General features: G+C 40.9%; 22 protein-coding genes. 17 read left to right on the top strand and 5 right to left on the bottom strand.

Going from position 1 to position 25899, the window contains the following annotated elements; genetic code table 11:
• Positions 1 to 96: 96 nt before the first annotated feature.
• Positions 97 to 1443, bottom strand: a complete 1347-nt coding sequence (locus tag ACTFWY_RS05735) for a CitMHS family transporter (protein WP_005470665.1) — start codon at positions 1441 to 1443, stop codon at positions 97 to 99.
• A 420-nt stretch (positions 1444 to 1863) separates the two neighbouring features.
• Between ACTFWY_RS05735 and ACTFWY_RS05740 the strand changes: the two genes are divergently transcribed.
• The 10 genes from ACTFWY_RS05740 to ACTFWY_RS05785 are packed head-to-tail and all read left to right on the top strand — an operon-like array spanning position 1864 to position 9572.
• Positions 1864 to 2190, top strand: coding sequence for a hypothetical protein (locus ACTFWY_RS05740; protein WP_005470668.1), 327 nt, complete (start codon positions 1864 to 1866; stop codon positions 2188 to 2190).
• Between the two features lie 18 nt (positions 2191 to 2208).
• On the top strand, positions 2209 to 2604 hold the full coding sequence (locus ACTFWY_RS05745) for an acetyl-CoA carboxylase biotin carboxyl carrier protein subunit (RefSeq protein WP_003125756.1): 396 nt from the start codon (positions 2209 to 2211) through the stop codon (positions 2602 to 2604).
• 47 nt (positions 2605 to 2651) lie between these two features.
• Positions 2652 to 3767 (top strand): sodium ion-translocating decarboxylase subunit beta, encoded by a 1116-nt coding sequence (locus ACTFWY_RS05750; protein ID WP_138371111.1) that lies wholly within the window; start codon positions 2652 to 2654, stop codon positions 3765 to 3767.
• 15 nt (positions 3768 to 3782) lie between these two features.
• Positions 3783 to 3908, top strand: a complete 126-nt coding sequence (locus ACTFWY_RS05755; protein ID WP_005470670.1) for an OadG-related small transporter subunit — start codon at positions 3783 to 3785, stop codon at positions 3906 to 3908.
• 21 nt (positions 3909 to 3929) lie between these two features.
• Positions 3930 to 4916 carry a [citrate (pro-3S)-lyase] ligase gene (gene citC, locus ACTFWY_RS05760; protein ID WP_081131558.1) on the top strand — a complete coding sequence of 329 codons (987 nt, stop codon included), beginning with the start codon at positions 3930 to 3932 and terminating at the stop codon, positions 4914 to 4916.
• Positions 4917 to 4922: 6 nt separating this feature from the next.
• Positions 4923 to 5231, top strand: coding sequence for a citrate lyase acyl carrier protein (gene citD / locus ACTFWY_RS05765; protein ID WP_003125761.1), 309 nt, complete (start codon positions 4923 to 4925; stop codon positions 5229 to 5231).
• Entirely contained in the window at positions 5219 to 6106 is an 888-nt protein-coding gene (citE, locus tag ACTFWY_RS05770; protein ID WP_003125762.1) for a citrate (pro-3S)-lyase subunit beta, read from the top strand. The genes citD and citE overlap by 13 nt, the downstream gene beginning before the upstream one ends.
• Before the next feature lie 2 nt (positions 6107 to 6108).
• Positions 6109 to 7641 carry a citrate lyase subunit alpha gene (citF, locus tag ACTFWY_RS05775; RefSeq protein WP_003125763.1) on the top strand — a complete coding sequence of 511 codons (1533 nt, stop codon included), beginning with the start codon at positions 6109 to 6111 and terminating at the stop codon, positions 7639 to 7641.
• On the top strand, positions 7634 to 8185 hold the full coding sequence (gene citX / locus ACTFWY_RS05780; RefSeq protein WP_176332981.1) for a citrate lyase holo-[acyl-carrier protein] synthase: 552 nt from the start codon (positions 7634 to 7636) through the stop codon (positions 8183 to 8185). Before citF ends, citX begins: the two co-directional genes overlap by 8 nt.
• The gene (locus ACTFWY_RS05785) at positions 8178 to 9572 is read left to right on the top strand and encodes an oxaloacetate decarboxylase subunit alpha (protein ID WP_423118774.1); all 1395 of its coding nucleotides are present in this window, start codon (positions 8178 to 8180) and stop codon (positions 9570 to 9572) included. The genes citX and ACTFWY_RS05785 overlap by 8 nt, the downstream gene beginning before the upstream one ends.
• A gap of 258 nt (positions 9573 to 9830) precedes the next feature.
• Here ACTFWY_RS05785 and ACTFWY_RS05790 read toward each other — a convergent pair whose 3' ends face one another.
• Entirely contained in the window at positions 9831 to 9977 is a 147-nt protein-coding gene (locus ACTFWY_RS05790) for a hypothetical protein (protein ID WP_086269049.1), read from the bottom strand.
• 271 nt (positions 9978 to 10248) lie between these two features.
• On the opposite strand from ACTFWY_RS05790, the gene ACTFWY_RS05795 reads away from it, so the two are divergent.
• Together ACTFWY_RS05795 and ACTFWY_RS05800 are read left to right on the top strand one after the other, a co-directional pair.
• On the top strand, positions 10249 to 11730 hold the full coding sequence (locus ACTFWY_RS05795) for a helix-turn-helix domain-containing protein (protein ID WP_138371108.1): 1482 nt from the start codon (positions 10249 to 10251) through the stop codon (positions 11728 to 11730).
• 214 nt (positions 11731 to 11944) lie between these two features.
• Entirely contained in the window at positions 11945 to 12250 is a 306-nt protein-coding gene (locus ACTFWY_RS05800; protein ID WP_081131553.1) for a prepilin peptidase, read from the top strand.
• Positions 12251 to 12537: 287 nt separating this feature from the next.
• Here the strand turns inward: ACTFWY_RS05800 and ACTFWY_RS05805 are convergent, their stop codons facing one another.
• Positions 12538 to 14160, bottom strand: coding sequence for an amidohydrolase (locus ACTFWY_RS05805; RefSeq protein ID WP_195957861.1), 1623 nt, complete (start codon positions 14158 to 14160; stop codon positions 12538 to 12540).
• A gap of 1 nt (position 14161) precedes the next feature.
• Entirely contained in the window at positions 14162 to 15241 is a 1080-nt protein-coding gene (locus tag ACTFWY_RS05810) for an ABC transporter substrate-binding protein (protein WP_138371106.1), read from the bottom strand.
• A 228-nt stretch (positions 15242 to 15469) separates the two neighbouring features.
• On the opposite strand from ACTFWY_RS05810, the gene ACTFWY_RS05815 reads away from it, so the two are divergent.
• The 4 genes from ACTFWY_RS05815 (at position 15470) to ACTFWY_RS05830 (ending at position 18716) form a co-directional block, all read left to right on the top strand.
• On the top strand, positions 15470 to 16438 hold the full coding sequence (locus ACTFWY_RS05815) for an NADP-dependent oxidoreductase (protein WP_103301004.1): 969 nt from the start codon (positions 15470 to 15472) through the stop codon (positions 16436 to 16438).
• 13 nt (positions 16439 to 16451) lie between these two features.
• Positions 16452 to 16814 (top strand): TIGR02328 family protein, encoded by a 363-nt coding sequence (locus ACTFWY_RS05820; protein ID WP_171917231.1) that lies wholly within the window; start codon positions 16452 to 16454, stop codon positions 16812 to 16814.
• Between the two features lie 172 nt (positions 16815 to 16986).
• Positions 16987 to 18039 (top strand): LLM class flavin-dependent oxidoreductase, encoded by a 1053-nt coding sequence (locus tag ACTFWY_RS05825; RefSeq protein ID WP_311828273.1) that lies wholly within the window; start codon positions 16987 to 16989, stop codon positions 18037 to 18039.
• Positions 18039 to 18716, top strand: a complete 678-nt coding sequence (locus ACTFWY_RS05830; RefSeq protein ID WP_311828274.1) for an NADPH-dependent F420 reductase — start codon at positions 18039 to 18041, stop codon at positions 18714 to 18716. Before ACTFWY_RS05825 ends, ACTFWY_RS05830 begins: the two co-directional genes overlap by 1 nt.
• A 29-nt stretch (positions 18717 to 18745) precedes the next feature.
• Here the strand turns inward: ACTFWY_RS05830 and ACTFWY_RS05835 are convergent, their stop codons facing one another.
• Positions 18746 to 20176 (bottom strand): helix-turn-helix domain-containing protein, encoded by a 1431-nt coding sequence (locus ACTFWY_RS05835; RefSeq protein WP_311828275.1) that lies wholly within the window; start codon positions 20174 to 20176, stop codon positions 18746 to 18748.
• A gap of 380 nt (positions 20177 to 20556) precedes the next feature.
• Here ACTFWY_RS05835 and ACTFWY_RS05840 point away from each other — a divergent pair.
• Positions 20557 to 25899: Spy0128 family protein (locus ACTFWY_RS05840; protein WP_439948473.1), on the top strand; the 5343-nt coding region annotated here is incomplete at its 3' end.

Below are 25899 nucleotides of genomic sequence, written 5' to 3' on the forward strand. Positions count from 1 at the left end.
AAATTTTTTTCAAGATTTTCTTTGATTTCCTCATGTATTACTAATAAAAATAGGGACGAGACCGCAATGACGACCCGTCCCAATCAATCCTGAATATTATTGTGGAATGTAAAGCGGCATATGACCTAATAACACAATGGTAACGATAAAGATGACAAAGATTCCCAATGCATATTTTGCTGATTCTTTTTGCCATTGACCCATATCCAATCCAGTCAAACGTAACAGCAAGTAGATAAAGGCAACCAATGGGCTTAATAAGTGGAACGCCTGTCCCATCAATGAAGCAAGAGCCATCTGCATATTGGTAAAGCCATAAGCACGCCCTGCTTCTGCTAATACAGGTAGCACACCAAAATAGAAACCATCATTTGAGATGAAGAAGGTACCTGGCGCAGAAATAAGGGCGATAACTAGCCCCCAGAAGCCGGCTAATTCTTTCGGAATAATGTGAGTAAAGCTGTTAGCCAATGCTTCTGCCATACCTGAACCTTGGAACAATCCCATAAATACGCCCGCTGCAAAGACTAAGATAACGACTTGAACAGCATCTCCGCCATTGGCTCCAATTCGTGAAGATTGGTCTTTTAAAACAGGGTAGTTGACCATTAAAGCAATACACGTTCCAACTAAGAACAACAAAAGTGGTGGCAGTGCAATCGAATCAATGAATGAGCTAGCTACGAGCCATGCAATCAATCCAATCGTCAAGATACCATTGAAAAGAAAGTTTTTTGGCCGGCGAATCTGTAGTGTTTCAGGGTCTGTTACCGTTGTCATTTCTTCGATTTCATCTGCAGTCAATTCAGTGATTCCTAAGCGTGCCCGTTCCTGTTTCCCCATTCTGCGAGCAACAAAGAAGATGACATAAAGAACTGAGATGATCATTCCTGGTGCCAGATAAGTAAGGATATCGGCATCAACTTCTAAAACGGCCATAGCTCGAGCAGTAGGTCCTCCCCAAGGGAGCAAGTTCATGATGGTATTTTGCAAGATCACCAGTACCCCAAGGTTCATCATTTTCATGTTTAATTTTTTATAAATCGGAATAAAGGCTGAACAGCAGATCAGGGTAGTGGTCGTTCCATCCCCATTTAAAGAAACGGTGGCCGCAACGACGGCAGTTGCCATCAAAACTTTCATCGGATCGCCTTTTGCGAAATAGATCATTTTTTTGGTAATTGGATCAAATAATCCAGCGTCCAGCATGATCGAGAAGTATAGTATCGCAAACAGCAACATAATCCCCGTATTAGAAGTTGTTTTGATTCCTTCTAGAACAAAATCCCCGATGTTTCCTTCTTTGGATACTCCTGACACCATTGCAACTAAGGTGAAAATCAAAGGAATGACCACCAAAGAAGTGAATGGAGACATTTTCTTTTTCATGATTACAAACATAAAGACAATAATCATGGCATAAGATAAAACCGTCAATAACATATTTTTCTTCCTTTCTACAACTGATTTAATAATTTCTGTTTTTGTAAACGGTGCCAATTCATTCCAATAAAAAACAAAGCTTCATGCCTTTGGGGGAGAAAGACACGTATTGGAAACAATTAGCTTTTCCGTTTGACGACTATAGAATAAGCAATATTCATTTGATAAGATAGATTGAATTCTGAAAAAGAACAGGAAAAAAACAATTTGGTATAGGTGTTCTTAAAAGAGGCTTAACAAGATATTAATAAAATCTTAACGGCTGATAAACGTTGATTTAACAATGTTTATCAGCCTTTTTGTTGTAAGGTGAAGAAATAGGAACAGAAAAAAAACAATAATCTTTGATTTAGAACTACCGGATTGGTCCATTATCAATATAATGTGGTTGAGAACGAAAAAAATGAAAGGAGTAACTTCATGGGATTATTCGCCCGACTGTTCAAAAAAAGTGAACCACATCAAGAAATAACAAAAACATCTTCTGAAACGCTCGATGATAATGAATCTGAAATGAAATGGAAAGCGGTTCCTGCATATATCGAAGCTAGTGAAGAAGAATATCAACTTGTTAGTTTGATCGCGACAGCCATTGCGGCAGGTGATCAACCTAAGAGCCAATTTGTGGTCAAGAAAGTAATGCAGCGCAATCCGGAGGCAAAACTTGTTTCCATCATCGCGTCAAGTCTAGCTGCTGGATTAAATGAAAAGAGTCAGTTTGTTATTCGAAGAATCAATAAAAATTAGCATTTTGGAGGAAAAACAATGTTACGTAAATTTAAAATTTCGATTGATGGCAAAGAATATCTAGTAGAGATGGAAGAAATCGGTGGTACACCACAACCTGTGCTACCCGTTCAACCTGTAGTTGAAACACCAGCTCCGCAAACCGCAACACCAGCCGCATCCGAGGCACCATCTGTTTCTGAGGCACCCATTGCCGCAGGTGCAGATGCCATGCCTTCTCCAATGCCGGGAACGATTTTGAGAATCTTGGTGAATGTTGGAGATACTGTGGCGGAAAATCAACCATTGATGATATTAGAAGCCATGAAAATGGAAAATGAGATTGTTGCCGGAAAAGCGGGAACAGTAGCTGGTATTCATGTCAATCAAGGAGAGATGGTCAATCCTGGTGACCCATTGATTACGATTCATTAATAGGGATGAATCAATAAAAAATTTAATGAATAGAGGAAGTGACGTTAGTGGAAACTCTGATTGAAGGCTTTTTAGGGATGGGACAAGAACCCGGACGGATTGTCATGATGGTAGTCGGTGGCATCCTGATGTATTTAGGAATCAAAAAAGAATATGAACCAACACTACTAGTTCCGATGGGACTAGGAACGATTTTAGTAAATTTCCCGAACTCTGGTGTTTTGAGTGCTGGCGGGGAACCTGGTCCTTTTCAAGTATTGTTTGATATGGGGATCTCAACCGAGTTATTTCCATTGCTTTTATTTATCGGAATTGGTGCCATGATCGACTTCGGTCCGCTGCTCCAAAATCCTTTTCTGCTTTTATTTGGGGCTGCAGCCCAATTTGGTATTTTCTTTACGATTATCGTCGCTGTCTTATTAGGATTTGATTTAAATGATGCAGCTTCCATTGGAATCATTGGAGCCGCCGATGGTCCAACATCCATCTTTGTAGCCAACACTTTGAATTCCAAATATATGGGAGCAATCATGGTTGCAGCTTATTCTTATATGGCTTTGGTGCCGATCATTCAGCCGGTTGCGATCAAGGCGGTCACAACGAAAAAAGAGCGTTCGATTCATATGAATTATCGCGCTGGCGAAGTCTCGCAAACAGCAAAAATTCTTTTTCCGATCGTTATCTCTGTCGTTGCCGGGCTCATTGCCCCTGTATCTCTGCCATTAGTTGGTTTCTTGATGTTCGGAAATCTCTTGAGAGAATGCGGCGTATTAGACCGACTTTCTATCACGGCTCAAAATGAGCTGGTAAACATCATTAGTATTTTGTTGGGGCTCTCTATCTCAGTAAAAATGCAGTATGAAGAATTTTTGCAAGTCGATACATTGATGGTGATCGCTTTAGGCCTGGTTGCCTTCATCATGGACTCTGTAGGTGGTGTCTTGTTTGCAAAAGTGCTGAACCTGTTCAGAAAAGAAAAAATCAATCCAATGATTGGAGCCGCGGGGATTTCTGCATTTCCTATGTCAAGTCGAGTGATCCAAAAAATGGCAACGGATGAAGACCCACAAAACTTTATTTTGATGCATGCAGCCGGTGCCAATGTTTCTGGTCAGATTGCTTCAGTTATTGCAGGTGGTTTATTGCTTGCCTTACTAACCTAAGAAAGGAGAGATTCGATGTCAGCAGATTTAATGAAATCACTGGAATTATTAGTGCTGGGATGGGGCGGCGTCTTCGTGGTTATCTTGATTATCTATCTTGCTTCGATGCTGCTTAGCAAACTTTTTCCAATCAAAAAATAAAAAGATAAAGAAGAGACGTTTATGTATTCATTAAAACGGCTATGGCTAAGAGATCAAGGAGTCTATAAACAGTGGGCTTCCTTGATGGATCGAGCCGGCCTGAATAAAGAGGAAGAACTTGATTACACAGTGGGAATCTACGATAACGATTTACTGGTTGCTACTGGATCCTATTATCACAACATATTGAAATGCTTGGTTGTTTGCAAAGCCTTTCAATCAGAAAATCTACTGACGGAAATCATTCAGCATCTGGTTGATCGCTTGGCAGAAGAAGGAGAACAACATTATTTCTTGTATTCAAAACCCAGCAATGAATTGATCTTTCGCTCACTAGGGTTTCAGAAAATCATCGCAACCTCAGAAATTCTTTTTATGGAACGAGGATTGCCAAATTTTGCGAGCTATCTTTCTACGCTGGCTAAAGGGAAAAAAATGGGGACCGGAAGCGGGATAGTGATGAATGCCAATCCCTTTACCAAAGGACATCAGTATCTTGTCGAGACAGCTGCGCAGCAGAGTCAGCAAGTTTATGTCTTTGTGTTATCCGAAGATCGTTCAGAGTTTTCGACTGCAGATCGGATGGAAATGGTAAAACGTGGAGTCGCACACTTGTCCAATGTAACAGTTTTTCCCACCAATGATTACCTTGTATCTTCCGCAACGTTTCCTTCCTACTTTCTGAAAGACAGTGCCATAGAAACAGTAGCGAAGATCCAGGCAAAGGTTGATGCGCAACTGTTTAAAGAGAAGATAGCACCTGTATTAGACATTCGGACACGGTTTGTCGGAGAAGAACCCTATTCAAAGGTGACCGATACGTATAATCATGCGATGCAGGAAATGTTTGGCGACTCATTAGAATTGGTTATTTTACCTAGATTGAGTATTGATGGTGAGATCATCAGTGCTACCAAAGTTAGAGAAGCCTTGAAAAATCAGGATGACCGCCGTTTGAGACAATTTTTGCCATCAACGACATATCATTATTTAAAAAACGAGAGGTGAAACCATATGGAAATTACACAAATCGCAGTAGCCGGTACAGTAGAGTCAAGCGACATTTTGATTACTGTCGAGCCGACTGAAGCAGACGAAATCCAAATTTCTTTGGAAAGCAGTGTAGAGAAACAATTTGGTCAACAAATCAAAAAGGTGATCGAAGAGACCATCAAAAATTTAGGGATCAAGTCTGTTCGAGTAGCTGCCGTTGATAAAGGCGCTTTGGATTGTACGATTCAAGCTCGAACCATTACCGCGATTCATCGGGCAGCAAAAAAAGACGCATATGATTGGAAGGAGATTGATTCATGGAACGCTTAAGAAGAACCATGATGTTTGTTCCAGGTGCAAATGCAGCAATGCTAAGGGACGCACCCTTATATGGTGCAGACTCAATTATGTTTGATTTAGAAGATGCAGTTTCTCTTAAAGAAAAAGACTCCGCGCGTACATTGGTTCACTTTGCATTGAAAACATTTGATTACAGCAATGTAGAAACAGTCGTACGGATTAATAGTTTGGAGGCAGGTGGCGCCCAAGATGTCGAAGCAATGGTTTTGGCTGGCGTTGAGGTTATTCGCTTACCAAAAACAGAGACGGCACAAGATATTTTAGATGTGGATGCGGTCATTACATCTGTTGAAAAAGACAATCAGATTCCAGTGGGCACAACGAAAATGATGGCAGCCATCGAATCTGCAGAAGGGGTATTGAACGCACGGGAGATTGCCAAAGCGTCAGAGCGACTGATCGGAATTGCTTTAGGAGCAGAAGATTACGTCACAAATATGAAAACCAAGCGCTATCCGGATGGACAGGAATTATCCTTTGCCCGCAACATGATTCTGCATGCAGCCAGAGCTGCAGGAATTGCGGCTATCGATACTGTCTATTCCGATGTGGACAATGTAGAAGGATTCCAAAATGAAGTGCAACAAATCAAGCAGCTAGGATTTGATGGAAAGTCAGTGATCAATCCACGACAAATTCCGTTGGTAAATGCTATTTATACACCGACAGACAAAGAAATCCAGAATGCCAAAGAAGTTATCTGGGGAATTCGCGAGGCCGAAGCGAAAGGCTCTGGAGTTATTTCAGTCAATGGGAAAATGGTAGACAAGCCAATCGTTGAACGTGCACAGCGAGTGATTGCATTGGCTAAGGCAGCGAAGTTGATTACGGAGGAGGATATTTAGGCATGGTCATGAATAAAGTAGGAAAAGATATTCCACAAGTATATGCTGACCAATACGGTGTTTTTGAAGGGGAATTGGCGCATATCGATACGTATCAAGAAGCAAGTCGTACCGTTACCCCCGTTCGTCCAAGAGATACCAAACTTCTTAGCAGTATTCGCGAGGCGATCGAAAAGACAGGGCTGAAAGATGGCATGACGATTTCCTTCCACCATCATTTTCGTGAAGGCGATTATGTCATGAATATGGTCTTGGAAGAAATTGCTGGTCTGGGTATCAAAAATATTTCTATTGCCCCTAGCTCCATCGCAAATGTCCATGCACCGTTGATTGACCATATCAAAAATGGCGTTGTAACCAATATTACTTCCAGCGGATTGAGAGACAATGTGGGTGCTGCTATTTCAGCAGGAATCATGGAAAATCCTGTTGTGATCCGTTCACATGGCGGTCGGGCTCGGGCCATTGCAGCTGGAGATGTGCATATCGATGTGGCTTTTTTAGGCGCACCAAGTGCAGATGCCTATGGCAATGCCAATGGTACGGTGGGAAAAGCAACCTGTGGTTCATTAGGTTACGCAATGATCGATGCAAAATATGCAGACAAAGTCGTGATCATCACAGATACGCTCGTGCCATTTCCGAATACACCAATCAGTATTCCGCAAACCGACGTGGATTATGTGGTTGAAGTGGAAGCAATCGGTGACCCACAAGGGATTGCCAAAGGAGCCACCCGCTTTACCAAAAATCCGAAAGAACTATTGATCGCGGAATACGCAGCAAAAGTGATCACAAATTCTCCTTACTATAAAGAGGGATTCTCCTTTCAAACAGGTACCGGTGGTGCTGCATTAGCTGTTTCCCGCTTTTTGCGCGAAGCGATGCTTAAAGACGGAATAAAAGCGAGCTTTGCATTAGGCGGTATTACCAATGCAATGGTGGAACTATTGGAGGAAGGATTGGTTGAAAAAATCATTGATGTACAAGATTTCGATCATTCTTCAGCCGTTTCATTAGGAAGCAATGCAGGACACTATGAAATCGATGCTGAGATGTATGCTTCACCGTTAAGTAAAGGATCAGTGATCAACCAATTAGATACCGCTATTTTGTCCGCATTGGAAATCGATACAGACTACAATGTGAACGTGATGACAGGATCCGATGGTGTGATTCGGGGAGCGTCAGGCGGGCACTCTGATACGAGTATGGCATGCAAAATGAGTCTCGTTATTTCACCCTTAGTGCGAGGCAGAATTCCAACAATCGTTGACAAAGTAAATACAGTGGTCACTCCAGGAACAAGTATCGATGTGATCGTGACAGAAGTAGGGATTGCCATCAATCCAGATCGTCAAGATTTGATTGAACATTTTAAAACACTAGATGTGCCTCAGTATACGATCGAAGAGTTAAAAGAGAAAGCTTACCAGATTGTTGGAACGCCTGAAGCCATTCATTATGGCGATAAAGTAGTGGCATTGATTGAATATCGAGACGGCACGCTCATTGATGTTGTGAGAAATGTGTAGCTTGTTATTTGAGGGACCGGAAGTTTCATTAGCAGAAGTATTGGCGGCTAGAGAACAGCGTGCAAAACGGCAAAAGGAGTTACTGGAGTCGGCGCCCCAATACACACTGCTATCTGCCACCATGAATATTCCCGGACCTGTCAAAACATCAGATGAGTTAGAAGCTGTGTTTAAAAGCTTGACGGATGAAGTCGAGCGAGCAGTGGCGGATGCCTTTTCATTCCTTCATCTTTATCGAAATGAAAAAACTGGCTATGAATATTTTCTTTTACTTCCTTTAAAAAAAGAAGAACTAAAGAAAAGGATGGTGGCACTTGAAGAAAGACATCCTTATGGGCGATTAGCAGATCTTGACGTGCTTTGGCTAGAAGCGGGTGAAGTGCAGTCCATCAGTCGCGAAGCGTTAGGCTATCCGAGACGGCGCTGCTTTCTTTGTGACAAGGAAGCAAAACTATGCGGACGATCGAGAACGCATTCAGTCAAAGCAATACAGCAAAAAATAAATGAATTAGTTTCAAAAGGAAGGATGCAAGCAGATGACTAAGAAAATTCAATTCATGGAAACAGTCTTACGTGATGGCCAACAAAGCTTGATCGCTACCAGAATGCCGACGTCAGATATGTTGCCCATCATCAAAACATTGGATGAAGTAGGCTACCATTCATTAGAAATGTGGGGTGGAGCAACCTTTGATTCTTGTATCCGCTTCTTAAATGAAGATCCTTGGGAACGTCTTCGACAGATTCGCCGTGAAGTGAAGAACACGAAATTACAGATGCTTCTTCGCGGACAGAATCTACTAGGATACAAAAATTATGCGGATGATGTGGTGCGAAAATTTGTAGAGACATCGATCAAGAACGGAATCGATATTATTCGCGTATTTGATGCATTGAACGATACCAGAAATTTGGCGACTTCTATCACAACAGCAAAAGAAGCTGGTGGTCATTGCCAAACAGCGATCTCTTATACAACAAGCGAAGTTCATACCGTTGAATACTTTGTGCAATTAGCAAAAGAAATGGCCCATATTGGAGCAGATTCGATTTGTATCAAAGATATGGCTGGTGTGCTGACACCTCAAATCGGATTTGAATTGGTCAGCCGAATCAAAGATGCTGTGGATCTGCCATTAGAGGTCCACACCCACGCTACTAGTGGTATTTCAGAAATGACTTATTTGAAAGTTGCAGAAGCTGGGGCAGATATTATCGATACAGCAATTTCTTCATTTGCAGGGGGAACGAGTCAGCCAGCGACAGAATCTGTGGCGATCGCATTAGAAGAACTGGGATTTGATATAAACCTGGACAAAAAGAAATTGGCTGAAGTTGCTGATTATTTCAATCCAATCCGCGATCGGTTCCGAGAGGAAGGGATCTTGAATCCTAAAGTCAAAGATACAGAGCCAAAAACACTGATCTATCAAGTGCCTGGTGGGATGTTATCCAACTTATTGAGTCAGTTGACAGAACAAGGTCTGCAGGACAAGTACGAAGAAGTATTGGCAGAAGTGCCGAAAGTGCGTGCCGACCTTGGATTTCCTCCTTTAGTTACCCCTTTGTCTCAAATGGTTGGCACACAGGCTTTGATGAATGTGATTTCTGGGGAACGCTACAAACTAGTCCCAACTGAGATCAAAGATTACGTTCGTGGTCTTTACGGTCGTCCTCCGGCACCAATCAAAACGGAGATCCAAGAAAAAATCATTGGGACGGAAGCGGTGATCACCGAACGACCAGCAGATTTGATTCCACCACAGCTCCCGGAATTCGAGCAAGAAATCAAAGAATATGCCAAAACGGAAGAAGATGTACTGATGTATGCACTTTTCCCAGCTCAAGCAAAAGATTTCTTGGGAAGACGAGAAGATCCGTTTTATGACGTAGCGATCCAGACAGTCGATGTGACTATCGAGATTCCATAAAAAGAAAATGACTGAAATGTTTCTGAGCGAGAAAACACTTTGTTTCAACTCAGACGTTTCAGTCATTTTTTTTGGCTAATAGAAGTGAAAAGGGGAAGAAATGGCCATTCAACAATTGATCGCAGCAGTGTATTTTTATTTTTGACAAGCGAGAAATAAAAACAAATAGAAAAAAGGATTTGCTAGAGAATATTTTTTAACAAAACAAAAAGAGTGGTCAACAATCAATGGTCGACGACTCTTTTTCAATAGTTTAGGTTATCCAATTTTTTTAACTCTCCCGCCAATTTTATTTGCGAAGCGTTCGGCATCTTCTTTGCATGTATAAGTCAAAGCAATTGATTTATCTCGAGTTCTTTTTCCTTGTGCTGTCAGATAACCATGAAATATCTTGATAGCATACACTGCACTATCCACCTCCTCTACCTTTAAAGAATAACAAAAATACCGCTTACAATCAAGAGGACTTTAACAAAAAATAACAATTTTATACAATTCGATGCCTGTTTTTGTCAAGATGACCGTTTTTTTCATAACTGGGTCCCTTTTTCTCGTATAAATCACGATAACTGGTGCTGCCAGAAGCTTGCAACTGAGTATAATTCCTCCGCAGGGCGTATAATAAGGAAAACGATTCAGTCAATAACGGCAATGAAAACCAGTAAGGAGAAAAGAGATGAAAAATTTTCAACTTAATTTTATTACCAATAAGGAAACTGTAAGATGGCTGAAAATCTTGCATACCTTCGAGCGAATACCAACGCGATCAGTCAAAGAACTAGCCCAATTCACAAAAAGCACTTCACGAACGATCATTGCCGATATTACCGGAATTCGGCAATATTTTCAGCAGTCGATTCTGATTGAAAACACGAGTTCAGGCTATTTGTTCAAAGAAACCAATCGAGAAGCGTACCAAACTAAAAAGCGGTCATTGCTTGAAAATGAACCACTCTTTCACATTATTGAAGGGATTTTTCAAAGGCAGATCAAAGAGATCGGAGAATGGGCCGATCAACTCCACTTCTCAGAAAGTAGTTTGCTGCGCTATTTCAAAATGGTAGAAAATGAATTAGCGCGCTATCGACTGACACTGTCCCTGAAGAAAGTGGATTTCATTGGAAAAGAAATCGATATTCGCAGTTTCTTTCATGATTTTTATTATGAATCAGAAATAACTCCACACACGGTCTTGCCATCAATTGCCATCCAGTCGATTGCCTTTGCCTTACAAAAAAAGCACTTCTTCAGCAGCTATCCCAATGTTTCTTTGGGAGATTTTAGTTATACTCTAATGATTACTTTAGAACGTGAGGGAGACTTGCTTATCGAGTCAGAAATGATTCAAGCGCTGAAAGAACGAGAGGCATTCCAGCGTTTTTCAGCTATCAATGATGTGATTGATGCGTCAATCGGCAAACGTTTGCCAGTGGAGGAATTATTGTATTTGTATGTGATGATTTTGTGCCGGCGTTCATTGACGGATCTGGCTGGAGAACAGCAGTTTATTCAGGAACTCCAGCCGAATGTTGGGATTACAGACTGTGCCCAACTATTTTTATCCGCTTTTGGCCAGCAGAGCAATGACCTTCAGAGAGACATGATCCTTGTGCGTTCTTTTTTTACTATGCTGTATTTAAAAGAACAGCTATCACCAGTGACAAATCAAAATATTCTTGATATTCATGAAGTTGTCCAAGAGAAATACCCAGATTTATATCTTGAGTTATTAGCATTCTTTACCGAACACCATCAGACAATCTCAGGGGGAAAGACAGCAGTAACAGAAATCACCGTGATGGCCGTCCTATTCATGGACTCACTAAAGGAAATCCATTGGGGAGCACCTAAAAATATTGCTTTTTTATTAGAAGGAAACTACCTTGTTTGTCAGAATATCCAAGCAATGGCTATCAAATATCTTGGCCGATTCCAGCACCTGTTTTTCCCGAATGCATTAGAGATGAACTTAGATTATTTAGAGCAGAATCATATTGATCTAGTAGTGACAAATTATAGTGAATATGTCAGTGATCAATTGATTGGAAACTGGCATTTGCTTTTTAAGTCAATTCCAGACGCAGAGGATTGGAATCGACTATTGTGGGAAATCAATCCTCGAATTATCAATGAATTTTCTTTAAGAAATGGTCAGTAACACTCAGTTTGTCTCGCAACAAAGGAGGTGTCAGTAGTAGCAAATAAGAGCAAGAGGCTAGAGTCACATCCAATCAATTTGATGACATAAATCAGACGATCACGTACTGCTAGGTATCCGCTGTCAGCAGTACGTCGCTGAAGAATAAAAAAACTTCGTGTTTAAAAGAGCGTATTTGCTTATGAATAGGCTCTTTATTTGAGGTGTCGATTAGATGAGAGGAGTGTGTGGTTTGGGAAGAGCGTTGCTATTACCCATTTTATCAGTATTTAGTCTTGGTAGCTGTCTTAGTTCTTTTTTGATGGTTGTTGTTTATCGTTTGCCCCGTCAGGAATCATTGGGAGGCCGCTCTCATTGTGAGCACTGTGGAAAGGTACTAACCCCATGGCAGCTGATCCCTATTTGGTCATTTTTATTCTTAAAAGGCAAGTGCAGGAATTGTTTGGTACCGATTAATCGCAAGTATCCAATAAGTGAAATCGTTGGTGGGATCCTGTTGGTCATATTGTATATATTTTAAGGAATTGGAGGGAAAACAAAAGGGCAATGATTGAGCAGGAGTCAAGACGAAACAAAGCGAGAAATGATCAGAGGGAACAATCAAGAGGAACCAAATTATAGCCTGGCAGTATCCAGAACGAAAAAAGGATGGGGGATTAGGGTGGTGTTGACAAAAAATCCCGAATAATACGGTTGACTAGCGTGAACGTGAACACAGTCAAGGGTCTTCCATGAATGAGAGCCCTCGGACGAGAGAAGCAAGTCAGCCATTATTCGGGTATTCGAGGGATATGGTCAAAGATCCAATTAGGAATTTTGCTGCGAAGCTTCGTCTTTTTGATAGACAAATGCACCGTTAAAAATGGTTGCAGTGACTTCTACCTCAAGCAGCTCTTTTTCTGAAAGGGAAAGAATATTTTTCGAAAGAATGCAAAGATCAGCCAACTGCCCGACTTTGATCGAACCAATGTCTTGTCGACTGAGTGCCTGAGCTGCATCAGCGGTATGAGCAACCAGAGCATCCGCCACATTCATCACTTCAGAGGGCATCAATCCTTCTACTGGAGAGCCGTTTTTTTCTTTTCTAGCCACTGCATAATAGATCGAATCCAATGGAGACACATCGATCACTACTGGGCTGTCGGTTCCAAATGCTACTACAGCATCGTGGGTCAAAAAGGATTGAAAAGGAAACATTTGACTAGCGCGTTGCGGACCTACTTCTTCATCTAACGTTTCATAGCCGACTAATAAATGACTAGGTTGAACAGAAAGAACTAAATTGTCTTGTGCCACTAAAGAAAGATCTGCAGGATCCATGACTTCCAAATGCTCCAGTGTATTATTTTTACCGGCAGAGAGAGGGAAGCGCGCGTGACTTTCATTAAAAAAAGACAACGCTTGATGGATCGCTTGGTCACCGATCGTATGGATGCGCATCGGCCAATTTTGCTGGTTTGCTAAGAAAATCAACTGGCGCATTTTTTCAATTGCAATCAGCGGCATACCAATATCACCAGTAAAATAAGGCGTTTCGTACTCCGACTTCAACAAAGCAGTATGGGTACTTGTTACACCATCAAAGAACTGTTTCACACCACCCATTTGGACTTTCTCAGATCGATAGTTTTGATAGATATCAGTTAAATGCTCTATTTCCATACGCATCGCAGGGTAAAAAACCGCCCGTAAAGTCGCTTTTTCGGCAACTTTTTGGTAAAGCTCTGGATAAATCAAGTCGTCCCAGCTTTCGCCAGTCAGGGCAACATCGCCGATTGTAGTAATGCCATAGCGATTGAGCTGCTTCATGTAAGAAAGGTACGTTGAGTAACTGTTGGCTTGAAAAGATTGCAGCACCTCCGCCAAGTAATTAATAGCAACTGCCTCAAGAAAACAACCCGTCAATTCGCCATCTTTCATCAATGCTTCTCCACTGATTCCGGTAGGAACTGAATCGGTTGTGATTTCTAAGGCTTCCATTCCTTTACTGTTTAACCAAATGCTGTGGGCGTCTCCTGAGATCAGCATGACTGGCACTTCGTCACAGTAGTGATCAATCGTTGCTTTTGTGGGATAGACTTGTTGTCCAAAGTCACTGCTGAACCAACCAATCCCAATTTTCCAGCCATGGGTCACAGGAATTTGCGGTACTTGCTGGGCAACTGCTTCTTCAGTTGTTCCAGTGACATGAGTTAACTGCCCTGCATGAAGCAAAGCGGAAAGATAAAAGTGAATATGGGCATCGATAAAGCCAGGAATGATCATTTGGTCATGACAATCAATGATCGTTGTTTCAGCCGGTAAGTTGGTAGGTGTGGCATCCAAAGGACCCACATCCTTGATCCTAGTTCCTTCAATCAAAATAAAACCAGCAAAGGTCGTTTTTCTTTCTGTATCAAAAATGTAGGAAGACTTCAATAGTATATTCATTTTATAATCCCAACTTCCATTCGAGAAAAAGATCGTTGTACTGTTCAACGGCATTTTTTCCTAAGTATTCGTAGTGTTCCATCTGTTGCATTGCTTCCGGCTCTGGATAGAAAGCTTTATTGGAGGTCAATTCAGTCGGTAGCAGTTGCTTCGCGGTCTCACTCGGTGTCGCATAACCGACATACTCAGCGTTTTGAGCGGCGTTTTCAGGACGCAGCATGAAATTGATAAACGCATAAGCTCCTTCAAGATTGCCAACTGTTTTTGGAATCGCAAAGTTATCTGTCCAGATAGCACCGCCATCATCAGGGACGACATAGGTTATAGCAGGATTCTCAGACATGACATACGCTGCATCTCCTGAATAGCCAATGCCGATCGGTGCATCGTTGTTGACCATCAAAGTCTTGATCTCATCAGTGAGGACTGCTTTGACATTGGGGCGTAATGCTTCCAATTTCTCGATGGCTTGTTGAAGGTTTGCTGTATCTAGCTCATTTTGAGAAAGATCTAAAGTCTGCAAAGCCATTCCTAACGTTTCTCTTGCGCCATCAACAACTAGAATATCGTTGGCAAATTCCGGGCGCCATAAATCTGCCCAGCCATGAATGGTGGTAGGATCGATTTGGTCACTATTAACCATGATTCCAATAGTTCCCCAAAAATAAGGAATGGAGTAATGATTGTTTTTGTCAAAGCGCTGATCCATCAGAAAATCAGAAAGATCTTCACTGCCGACGAGTTTATCATGTTCTAAAGGAATCAGCAGCTGCTCCTCAATCATTTTAGGAATCATCGATTCACTGGGGAAAATCAAATCGTACCTGGTACCGCCTTGTTTGACCTTTGTTTCCATTGCTTCATTCGAATCAAATGTATTATAAATCACTGAATAGCCACTTTCAGTTTCGAATTTTTTTATCAGATCGGGGTCAATATATTCTCCCCAATTATAAATAATAACCGTGTTAGCATCATTTGCTGATGCACTTCCTGTTTCATTGGACAGTACAGCTTTGCCAACAAAAAGAATACCTAGGATCGCAATGATCCCGCCAAAAAATACGTGCAATCTTTTCAATTCATCAATTCCTTCTTTCTTATCACATTCTTATTCCTGTAGAATAAATGAAACCTTTTAAAAAGGCAATAAAAAGTTAGTCAGTGAAAAAACTGCTTTTTCTGATAGAAAAGGGAAAGTCGAAACAGTTGTAAAATCAGGGATCATTGCCTAAGCTATGAAAGAGACCTTTCGTTTCTTTAGAAAAATGACGGAAGCTCATTTACATAATCTCAAGGAGTGATTTACATGGAAACACGAGCAGTTGTTATTAATGAATATGGTGGTAAAGAAAAACTAGCAGAAGCGAAAGTTTCACTACCTGAACTCGGTGCGGATCAAGTGTTGGTGAAAGTTGCAGCAACTTCGATCAACCCAATTGACTGGAAATTACGCGAAGGATACTTGAAGCAAATGTTTCCTTGGTCATTTCCGATTATTCTAGGATGGGATGTTGCTGGAGAAATTGTTGAAGTTGGTCAGAAGGTTAAAGACTATCACGTAGGCGATCGGATTTTCGCTCGTCCAGAGACGACACGATTTGGGACCTATGCGGATTATACGATCGTGGATACCAACTTATTGGCACCTCTGCCAGAATCTATTGCCTTCACGGAAGCTGCAGCTGTGCCTCTAGCAGGATTGACTGCATTACAAGCTCTATTTGATCATGGTTCGTTAAAAGCTGGCGAAAAAGTGTTGATTCATGCCGGAGCTGGCGGAGTTGGGACCTACGCCATTCAACTTGCGAAAAATGCCGGCGCCTATGTCATCACGACGGCAAGTCCCCGTAATCATGAACTTGTTAAAAAATTAGGTGCAGATGAAGTGATCGACTACCATACAACGGATTTCGAAGAAGTTCTTACTGACATTGATTTAGTTTTTGATACAATGGGTGGCGAGATCCAAAAGAAAAGCTTCTCCGTTCTAAAAGAGCATGGCCGCTTGATTTCTGTACTGAGTATTGAAGATGAAACCTTAGCCGCAACGAAACAAATTGAAGCAAAAGCAATTTGGTTACGTACAAATGGAGAACAGTTAAGCGAATTAGCTAAACTAATGGCTGATGGCAAATTAGTAAGTGTGATTGGCGAAACTTTCCCATTGACTCGTCAAGGTGTCTATGATGCCCATGCATTAAGTGAAACACACCATGCGGTAGGGAAAATCGTGCTCGACAACCAAGAGAATCTGGATAAAAATCAAGCGAAGTAGAGGAAGAGCGGAAATGAGATTGTGGCATGAAGCACTTTTGACTAAATTACCCCGGCAGCAATTGCTGGGACAGCATCGGGAAGTAGCTGCGCTGAGAGGCGCTGGCTGGGGAAAGAAACATGCGACAGTCGATTATGTTTTTGATCATTCTCCATATAAGTTGTATCAATACCATCTACTCGTCATGGCAGAGATGCAGCATCGGGGATACCGTCCAGCAGCAGCATGGTTAGAGCCTACTTATCGCGGTCAAAAGACACCTCCTTATCAGGTGTTAGTGCCGATTGAGCAATCAGTCCCTATTTATCCTGAACATACTGCAATGTATTTAGAGGAGTGTTTAGCTAATTTAAGAAGCAAAGGGATCTATCTCTGATGGCTAATAAAAAAACAAAAAAGTGCGCGTTCTTGTTTGAAGCAAGGACGCGCTTTTACTTTCTAAAACAATTCGTATACATTAGACTTACAAAAAGTAAGCATATCTTTCGCGTTAATAAAAAGAAGTTGTTATAGTGAATGCAGGAAGTATTTGAAAAGAGGGAAATGACATGACAATCAATAACAAACAATTAGAATTTGGGTTAGATACCTTTGGCGATCTTGCCTTTGATGACCAAACCCATGAACGAATCAGTTACAGCCAATCATTAAGAAATATTATTGCAGAAGGAAAGTTGGCCGATGAAGTCGGTGTCGATATCCTCGCATTAGGCGAACACCATCGAGAAGAATACGCAATCTCAAGTCCAGACACCGTGCTAGCTGCGCTGGCAATGGTCACTAAAAGAATCAAATTAGGAACGGGAGTAACTGTATTAAGTTCTGATGATCCAGTTCGGGTCTATGAACGATTTGCGACAGTTGATGCCCTTTCAAATGGTCGTGCGCAGATCATGTTAGGAAGAGGGTCATTCACTGAATCTTTTCCACTGTTTGGCTATGATCTGCAAGATTATGAAGAATTATTTGAAGAAAAAGTAGCAATGTTTTACGAACTCCTTAAAGGGGAGCCACTGACCTGGAAAGGCAAATTTACTCAATCTTTGGAGAATGCCGAAGTTTATCCAAAACCCGAAGGAACACTGGATACGTATATTGGTGTGGGAGGAACACCGGAGTCGATTATTCGTGCTGTTCGCTACGGCTTTCCAGTTATGCTGGCAATCATTGGCGGGGAGCCTGCTCGATTTGCCCCCTATGTACAACTTTATCAAAAAGCAGCGCAGCAAATGGGCAGACCGATTCTTCCGGTAGGGATGCATTCCCATGGGGTGATTGCGGAGACGGATGAAGAAGCGTACGAAATCGGTTGGCACTATATCAAGAAAAGTATGGATAAAATCGGAGAAGACCGTGGTTGGCCCGAGATGTCGAAAGAACGTTTCGATTTTGAAGTAGAACATGGCTCTTACTATGTAGGCAGTCCTGAGACTGTGGCACAAAAAATTGCGCGAACGATGCCGCAAGTCGGCGTCGAACGGTTTGATCTTGTTTATGGAACCGGTGGACAATTACAAAAAGACCGTCTGCGGACTATCGAACTTTATGGTACAAAAGTAATCCCTAGGGTCAAAGAACTATTGAGATCAGGTGGGAAATAATGGAAAAATCTAGAATTGGCATCTTAGGAGCCGGCAAGTTGGGGTTAGCTTTAGCAAAATTAGGAGCAGAAGCTGGGTATGAGGTCTGGATCGCTAGCAGAAAGCCAGCGGAAAAGAATGCTCTAGCTGTTGAAATCCTTGCTCCAGGTGCAAAGGTGAAGAATGTCTCAGAGATCCTGACGGAAATGCCAGTCATTTTATTAGCAATCCCTTTAAGCAACTATCCGTCACTTCCCAAAGAGCAGCTGGCTGGTAAACTTGTGATCGATGCAATGAACTATTGGTGGGAAGTTGATGGAACCAGCAAAACGTATTCGACTGTTGAAGAAACATCTTCAGAAAGGGTCCAAAAATATTTTGACAAAAGCAGAGTTATCAAGGCATTCAACCATATGGGTTATCATGATGTTCAAGACGAAGCACGGCCGGCTGGTTCACCAGCCAGAAAAGCCATGGCAATCGCTGGTAATGATCCGGAATCTATGTCTCAAACGGCCAAAATCGTTGACGACTTTGGCTTTGATCCGGTAGTGATCGGTCGTCTAGCCAATGGTCTTATGCTAGAACCTGGCGGTGAACTTTTTGGCGCCAGTGAGACAAAAACAAATTTAAATCATTTAATTGAAACGTTTTATCAGAGTGCTCAAGGCAAACAATTACTCGAACGACAAAATTAAAAAGAACCTCTTTAGCGAAACTCACTTTTTCAGTGAGTAGGGCTAAGAGGTTCTTTTTGTTTCTCAATCTGCTGGATCGCTTTTTCTTGAATACTGTTTGCGATATAGCCAATCTCATTTCGTGTAATAAAGATGTCTGTTGCTTTGAAAGGAACTTTCTGAAAAGGAGGGACGATATTTCCGATAATCAAATCATAGGTTGCTTTGACGGCAGGGATTGAAAAAGAGTCTAACGGATTGAGAATCGTGATTTTCAGGTCGTAGGGGACGAACTGTTTGATTTGTGTTCGGATCATTTCCGTATGGTCGCTATTGGTATCGTAGAACAAGGCGAGATGATAATCTGCATGTTGATCAATGATTTGTTTTGTAAATAGTGGAAAAGAAGTATGGAAAATATAAATCAAATGGTTGATCGTAGCAGGGCGAATCGCCGGTAATTCAGAATGAGTCACTAGCTGAACAATATCTTTGTTGATTGCTTGCTGGACAGGATCGCAGTTGTCAACAAAACGGGCCAGGCGATCATTCAAAATACAATACGGAACATTCAAATTCGTTTCCAGCAAATATTTGAAACTAACAGCATCCAATTTTTCTTGAAAGTCTGTTTCGGTGTAATGGTATTTAAGAAAAATTTGTTTAGTCAATTGATAGAAGATTTTTTTTACTTGTTTATAGATAGCTGGGTCGGCTGTGATATGAGAAGTCAGATAACCCATAACTTTTTCTAAATAAGAGCGTTTGTAGCGAGAGAATTCAGCGAGATCGATTTTTTCTAGAAAATATTCAATTTTATTCGATTGCACTTCCGTGGCAAAAAGCTTCTCTCGTTTACTATGTACATAAATGATAAACGCTATTTTTCGTATGTCAGAAAAATACAGCTTTAATGGAGTAACTTCAGCCAAAAGTTGTGCAACCTTTAAAAATTCTTGTTCCTGATTTTTACTGGCATCTCTAAACTCATGTTGGTATTTCTCCAAAAAGAAAACCATGTAAAACTGGCGAATAGTAATTTCATTCCCAGCTATGCGGATAGGTTTTTTTTCTATATGAAAATCAAAAGGACGTATGACCGTGTTGATTTTTTTAATTAAACGAATAATTGAGGATTTGCTTAGATTCAATTCAATCGCTAGTGTCTCATAACTGGAAAAGTGGGATGAAAACAGAAGTTCCAAGAGTTTGAAAGCAGAAGAGTCAGCCAAGAAAAAACTATAGACATCCGATCGTGAAGCGAAAGAATGGAATTCCAAACTCACTTGGGAATGATTGTCTATATTTATTTGAAGAAAGGACAGATCGTGATTGATCTCTGTCACATACTTTCTGAACAACGACAAAGACAGGTCAAATTCATCCAGCAAATCAGCAATAAAACAGTGACGGTCATGCAACAAACTTTCAATCAACTGCAATTTTATTTGTGAAGCAGTTGACAATAAACCTCTGAACATAGCTTTCCTCCAATCAGTTATGTATTGATGGTAGCACGTTTTTCCAAATAGTCAAAAATATTTGAAAAATGATTTTTTTTTGAACACTTGGTTTGTGGCAAATTTGGGAAAATAAAGGTGAGATAACACATGCTTTTTTATTGATACTTGTCTCTGATTTTCTATAAAAAAGGTATGTTATTGAATGAAAAATAGGTTCTGGTCTAGCTATATCAATCGTTATGCTGTCTTCGGAAGAATGAGGGAAGAACGTACAGTACGGTGCCATCATAAATAATTATATTGGTTGGTTCTTTTAGAAAAATTTATATTTTAGAAAAGTAAAAAAATTAAGTTTTTCTAAAAAGTAACAGTTGTTTTTTTAGAAAGGATGAATCACTATGAATAAAAAACTATGTGCATATTTGAGCTTGTTGATTTTGCTAGGTGCGACTTTTTGTACACCGGCAATTGCAGTAGCTGAAATGGTTTCAAATATAGAAGTTGAAAGTCAAACGAGTCAATCGAATTCACCTGCGACAGACACAAAAACGGAAGAATCAACAACAACTTCAGAAAACGCGGAGAGTACTAGTCAAACAGTCGAAGATACCTCAAGCAGTCAACCGGAAAAAGCGACCACTACTACTACGACTGAAACGTCCACTTCAGAGTTGAATCAAAATACAATACAGCCAAGAGCACCCACGGAGGATTCAGAGACTGAATCTACCGAACAAGCAGCCACTCCAAATGCTGTTAATCCAGATTTAAATGCTCGAGGAATTCAACTATTTGATAATGTACGAATTACAGATATGAATGATCAACCTTTTGATCAAAACAATCCTCCTTATTATAACGACAATATTAAGATTCACTTTGACTGGTCATTATCTGATCAGGAGGAAATCAAAAACGGTGATTATTATATTTATCAGCTACCAAGCTATTTTGCTGTTCACAATGAGGTGTCAGGCACATTACAGCGTTCAGGTGGAGGATCATTAGGAGACTTTTATCTAAATGCAAATGGAGAATTAAAGATTGTTTTCAATGAAAACGCAGAGAATCTATCGGGTAGAAGTGGAACAATCAATCTTGAAACCGAATTGAAAGTGTCAACAATCACAGAAGATGTTGTCATCGAAACTGGTATTTATGACCGTGATGGCAATGAGATCCTGATTACTTTACCAATCTATCAAATCGATATTACGAAGAGTGGGAAAGTAAGTACTAGTGGCTCAATTGTTTGGGAGATCGTATATAATACTGAAAGCAAGGAACTGGAAAACGTCGTTGTGACAGATAAACTACCAAGCGGATTGGCATATTCTCATTCTTATGGTTACCTTTATGATGGAGACGCTTGGGTTAGAACTAGCGACTTGTATACTTATAACTCAACGACTGGAACTTTTACATTCAATCAAAAAATCGATAAGCCAGTCAAAATTGAAATTTATAGTGTTGTCAATGATCCAACGATTAACTCCTTCAAAAATGTTGCTCAAATCACTGGAGATAATTTCCATGAAAAATCAGTTGAAGCAACAGTCAGCTATGATGAATCTGCGGAATATAAGCGATTTTTAGGTTATGATCAGTCAACTGGTCGTGCTTCTTGGGAGGTTTCTTTAGATCTTAGCAAAGACGGTTCAATTCTCACTGATAAAACGTATTCTGGATCACTTTCAGAAAATGCATTGCATTATTTAGTAGCCGATTCTGTAGTGGTCAGAAACAAAAATGATAACAGTATTGTGACAGATTGGCACTTTGATGAAGCAGGAGAAATAAAAAAAGATAATCAGCTTGTTCAATTTCAACTTGTGTTTGCTCATGCTGGACAATATGTGATTCGTTATGAGACACAACTCTTTGATCCAGTACTGGCGAATACTAGAATTACTAACTATATAACTATCAAAGATGATACGACAACTTCTCATAATGGGTCGGGAACAGTGACCCCAACAAGCAAAATTGGTGTGACAAAAACAGCACCATCAAAAAGTTATCAGGATCAAACGATTCAATGGCAGATTGAGATAAATCAGCAATATGTAGAAGTGGAAAATATGGTCATCACAGATCGCTATCGAGAAATTAGTGGGACAAATATTAGTGGATTAGAATTGATTGAAGACTCTCTTGTTTTAACTGCAACTAGCCAGTCAGGAGAAGTTAAAGAATTGACTTCAAGCGACTTTGATTTATCGAAGCAGCGTGAAACCACTTCTGGAGAAAATCCAATTGAGTACGAATCTGGTTTTCAAATTAAACTAAAAGGAAACTATGCAAAGACAGCAGACAAAATTACGGTCAGATTCAAAACGACTTTTGATATGACGACACAGATCGCTTTAGGAAGTGCCAAAACACGTTTTAGTAATTCTGCTTTTGTCGATTATGAAATTGACGGTAACTCTTATAGGGAAGCCGCTCAAGCAAATTCATGGATGGACACTACTTGGACCTTAAACGCGCTAAAAGCAGGGCTTTTCATTCCAAAAGGAGGAGATGTAAAAGCATACTTGCAAGCAGCTTTTAACCGTAATTTCCCAAATATCTTTTCAGAAGATGTTGCTACAAGTGATCAAATCTATTGGATGGGATTATTTAATACGTATAAAGCGACACTTCATGAAGGAACCAAGATTGTCGATCAATTACAAGATGGTCAAACATTTAAAGAAGCAGTAGTTTATACAGTTGACGTATCCGGAACAGGAAACCAAGTAAGATCTCTGAAGGAAGAATTGAGCTCAGCTGATTATCGCTTGACGTATGATCCAGTGACAAAACAAGTGACAGTAGAACTGTTGAAAGACACTTCAGAAACGATTGCTGTCTTCATTGCTGTCGAAGCAGCTACAGATGTTTACAAGTACAATAATATGATCTCTTTGACAGATGGTACAACGGATTTAACTGCTGAAGCGCAAGTTGAGAAATCCGCAAAAGGAAACTGGTTAACAAAAAATGGCACTCAAAATGTTGACAATAATCGACTGTTGGATTGGGAAGTACTGGTTAACCAAGATAGTCGAACGATCAAGAATGCTGTGATTGAAGATACGATCAATTATAATCAACAGACTTTCTTGTACGATGAGACAGGAAAAGTCCTTGTTGATGTGTATAAAGCCGTCAAAGACGGAGATCAATGGATAAAAGGTGAGAAAGTTATTTTCAATAATCAAGACAATCCAAATGTAACAACGAATGGTATTGATGGAACATTCACATTACGTATTGCTTTTGAGGATGTCATTGACAGTCCATACTTCATCGTTTATCAAACGAAACTTGATCCTGGCATTCGAAATAATGAAGTTGTTTCAAATGATGTGTCTCTTTACGGAAGTCAGACGGAAATCCATCAAGTAACAAAAGACGTAATCGTCAAATCTACCAACGGTAGCGGTACTTCAACGGGAACAAATGGCTCGTTGACAATCAAGAAATATGACAGAGAAGGGGATAAGGAAGCTGGGATCAACAAAGAGGCACATTTCCAACTCAGTCGTAAAAATGCCGAAGGAAATTACGAAGTTGTTTTCTCCGAACTTGTTGTCAGAAATAATAAGTTGATTCAAGGAACTAGCGAATTTGACCGCTTAGATGGGCTACGATATGGAGATTATAAAATCCAAGAAACGAAAGCACCAGATGGATATGAGCGGGATGAAAAAGAATATACGTTTACGATCTCGAGCGAGGAAGTCGATTATGTCTTTGAACTAGCTAATACAAGGGAAATTATCGAAACTAGCCTAGCTTTAACGGCTACGAAAGCTTTGGAAGGCCGACAGATCGAAGACGGGGAATTCACTTTTGTTTTGGCAGATGAAGAAAATAAAATCCTTCAAGAAAAGACGAACAAGGCAAATAATATTCTTTTTGATGAGATTACTTATCAAAAAGAAGGAACCTATCGATATAAAATTTATGAAGTACAAGGACATGACGCTACGATTAGCTATGATGATTCAATCACCAATGTTACAGTAGAGGTGAAAAATAACGACGGACAATTGGAAGCAACAGCGACTTATGAAGGCAATGCCGTCTTCACGAACACTTACACACCAAAAGCTGGCAGTGTAGTGTTGGAAGCTGAGAAAGTCTTGACTGGCCGTTCACTAGTCGCAGGGGAGTTCACTTTTGAATTAGTCGATCAAGAGGGGCAAGTGATTCAAAGCCAAACCAACGATGGTAGCGGAAAAATTTACTTCGATGCGATTCCATACGAAGAGGCTGGTGACTACAATTACACGATCCGTGAAAAAGCGGGTCAAGATGACACAGTCACTTATGATGATACGGAAGTGCCAGTGACTGTAAGCGTCAAGGACAATGAAGGACAACTGGAAGCAACAGCCACCTATGAAGGCAACGCCGTCTTCACGAACATTTACACACCAAAAGCTGGCAGTGTAGTGTTGGAAGCTGAGAAAGTCTTGACTGGCCGTTCACTAGTCGCAGGAGAATTTACTTTTGAATTAGTCGATCAAGAAGGACAGGTAATCCAAAGTCAAACCAATGACGGCACAGGGAAAGTTTACTTCGACGCGATTCCATACGATAAAGCCGGCGAGTACAACTACACTATTCGTGAGAAAGCGGGTCAAGATGACACAGTCACTTATGATGATACGGAAGTGCCAGTGACTGTAAGAGTGAAGGACAATGAAGGACAGTTAGAAGCAACAGCCACCTATGAAGGCAATGCCGTCTTCACGAACACTTACACACCAAAAGCTGGCAGTGTAGTGTTGGAAGCTGAGAAAGTCTTGACTGGCCGTTCACTAGTCGCAGGGGAGTTCACTTTTGAGTTAGTCGATCAAGAGGGACAAGTGATTCAAAGTCAAACCAATGACGGCACAGGGAAAGTTTACTTCGATGCGATTCCATACGAAGAGGCTGGTGACTACAATTACACGATCCGTGAAAAAGCGGGTCAAGATGACACAGTCACTTATGATGATACGGAAGTGCCAGTGACTGTAAGCGTGAAGGACAATGAAGGACAATTGGAAGCAACAGCGACTTATGAAGGCAACGCCGTCTTCACGAACACTTACACGCCAAAAGCTGGCAGTGTAGTGTTGGAAGCTGAGAAAGTCTTGACGGGCCGTTCACTATTCGCAGGGGAGTTCACTTTTGAATTAGTCGATCAAGAGGGACAAGTGATTCAAAGCCAAACCAACGATGGCACAGGGAAAGTTTACTTCGATGCGATTCCATACGAAGAGGCTGGTGACTACAATTACACGATCCGTGAGAAAGCGGGTCAAGATGACACAGTCACTTATGATGATACGGAAGTGCCAGTGACTGTAAGTGTGAAGGACAATGAAGGACAATTGGAAGCAACAGCGACTTATGAAGGCAATGCCGTCTTCACGAACACTTACACACCAAAAGCCGGCAGTGTAGTGCTGGAAGCTGAGAAAGTCTTGACTGGCCGTTCATTAGTCGCAGGGGAGTTCACTTTTGAGTTAGTCGATCAAGAGGGACAAGTGATTCAAAGTCAAACCAACGACGGCACAGGGAAAGTTTACTTCGATGCGATTCCATACGATAAAGCCGGCGAGTACAACTACACGATCCGTGAGAAAGCAGGTCAAGATGACACAGTCACTTATGATGATACGGAAGTGCCAGTGACTGTAAGTGTGAAGGACAATGAAGGACAATTGGAAGCAACAGCGACTTATGAAGGCAATGCCGTC

The sequence above is a fragment of the Enterococcus sp. 125944 genome, from assembly GCF_051909435.1.
GTDB lineage: Bacteria > Bacillota > Bacilli > Lactobacillales > Enterococcaceae > Enterococcus_D > Enterococcus_D gallinarum.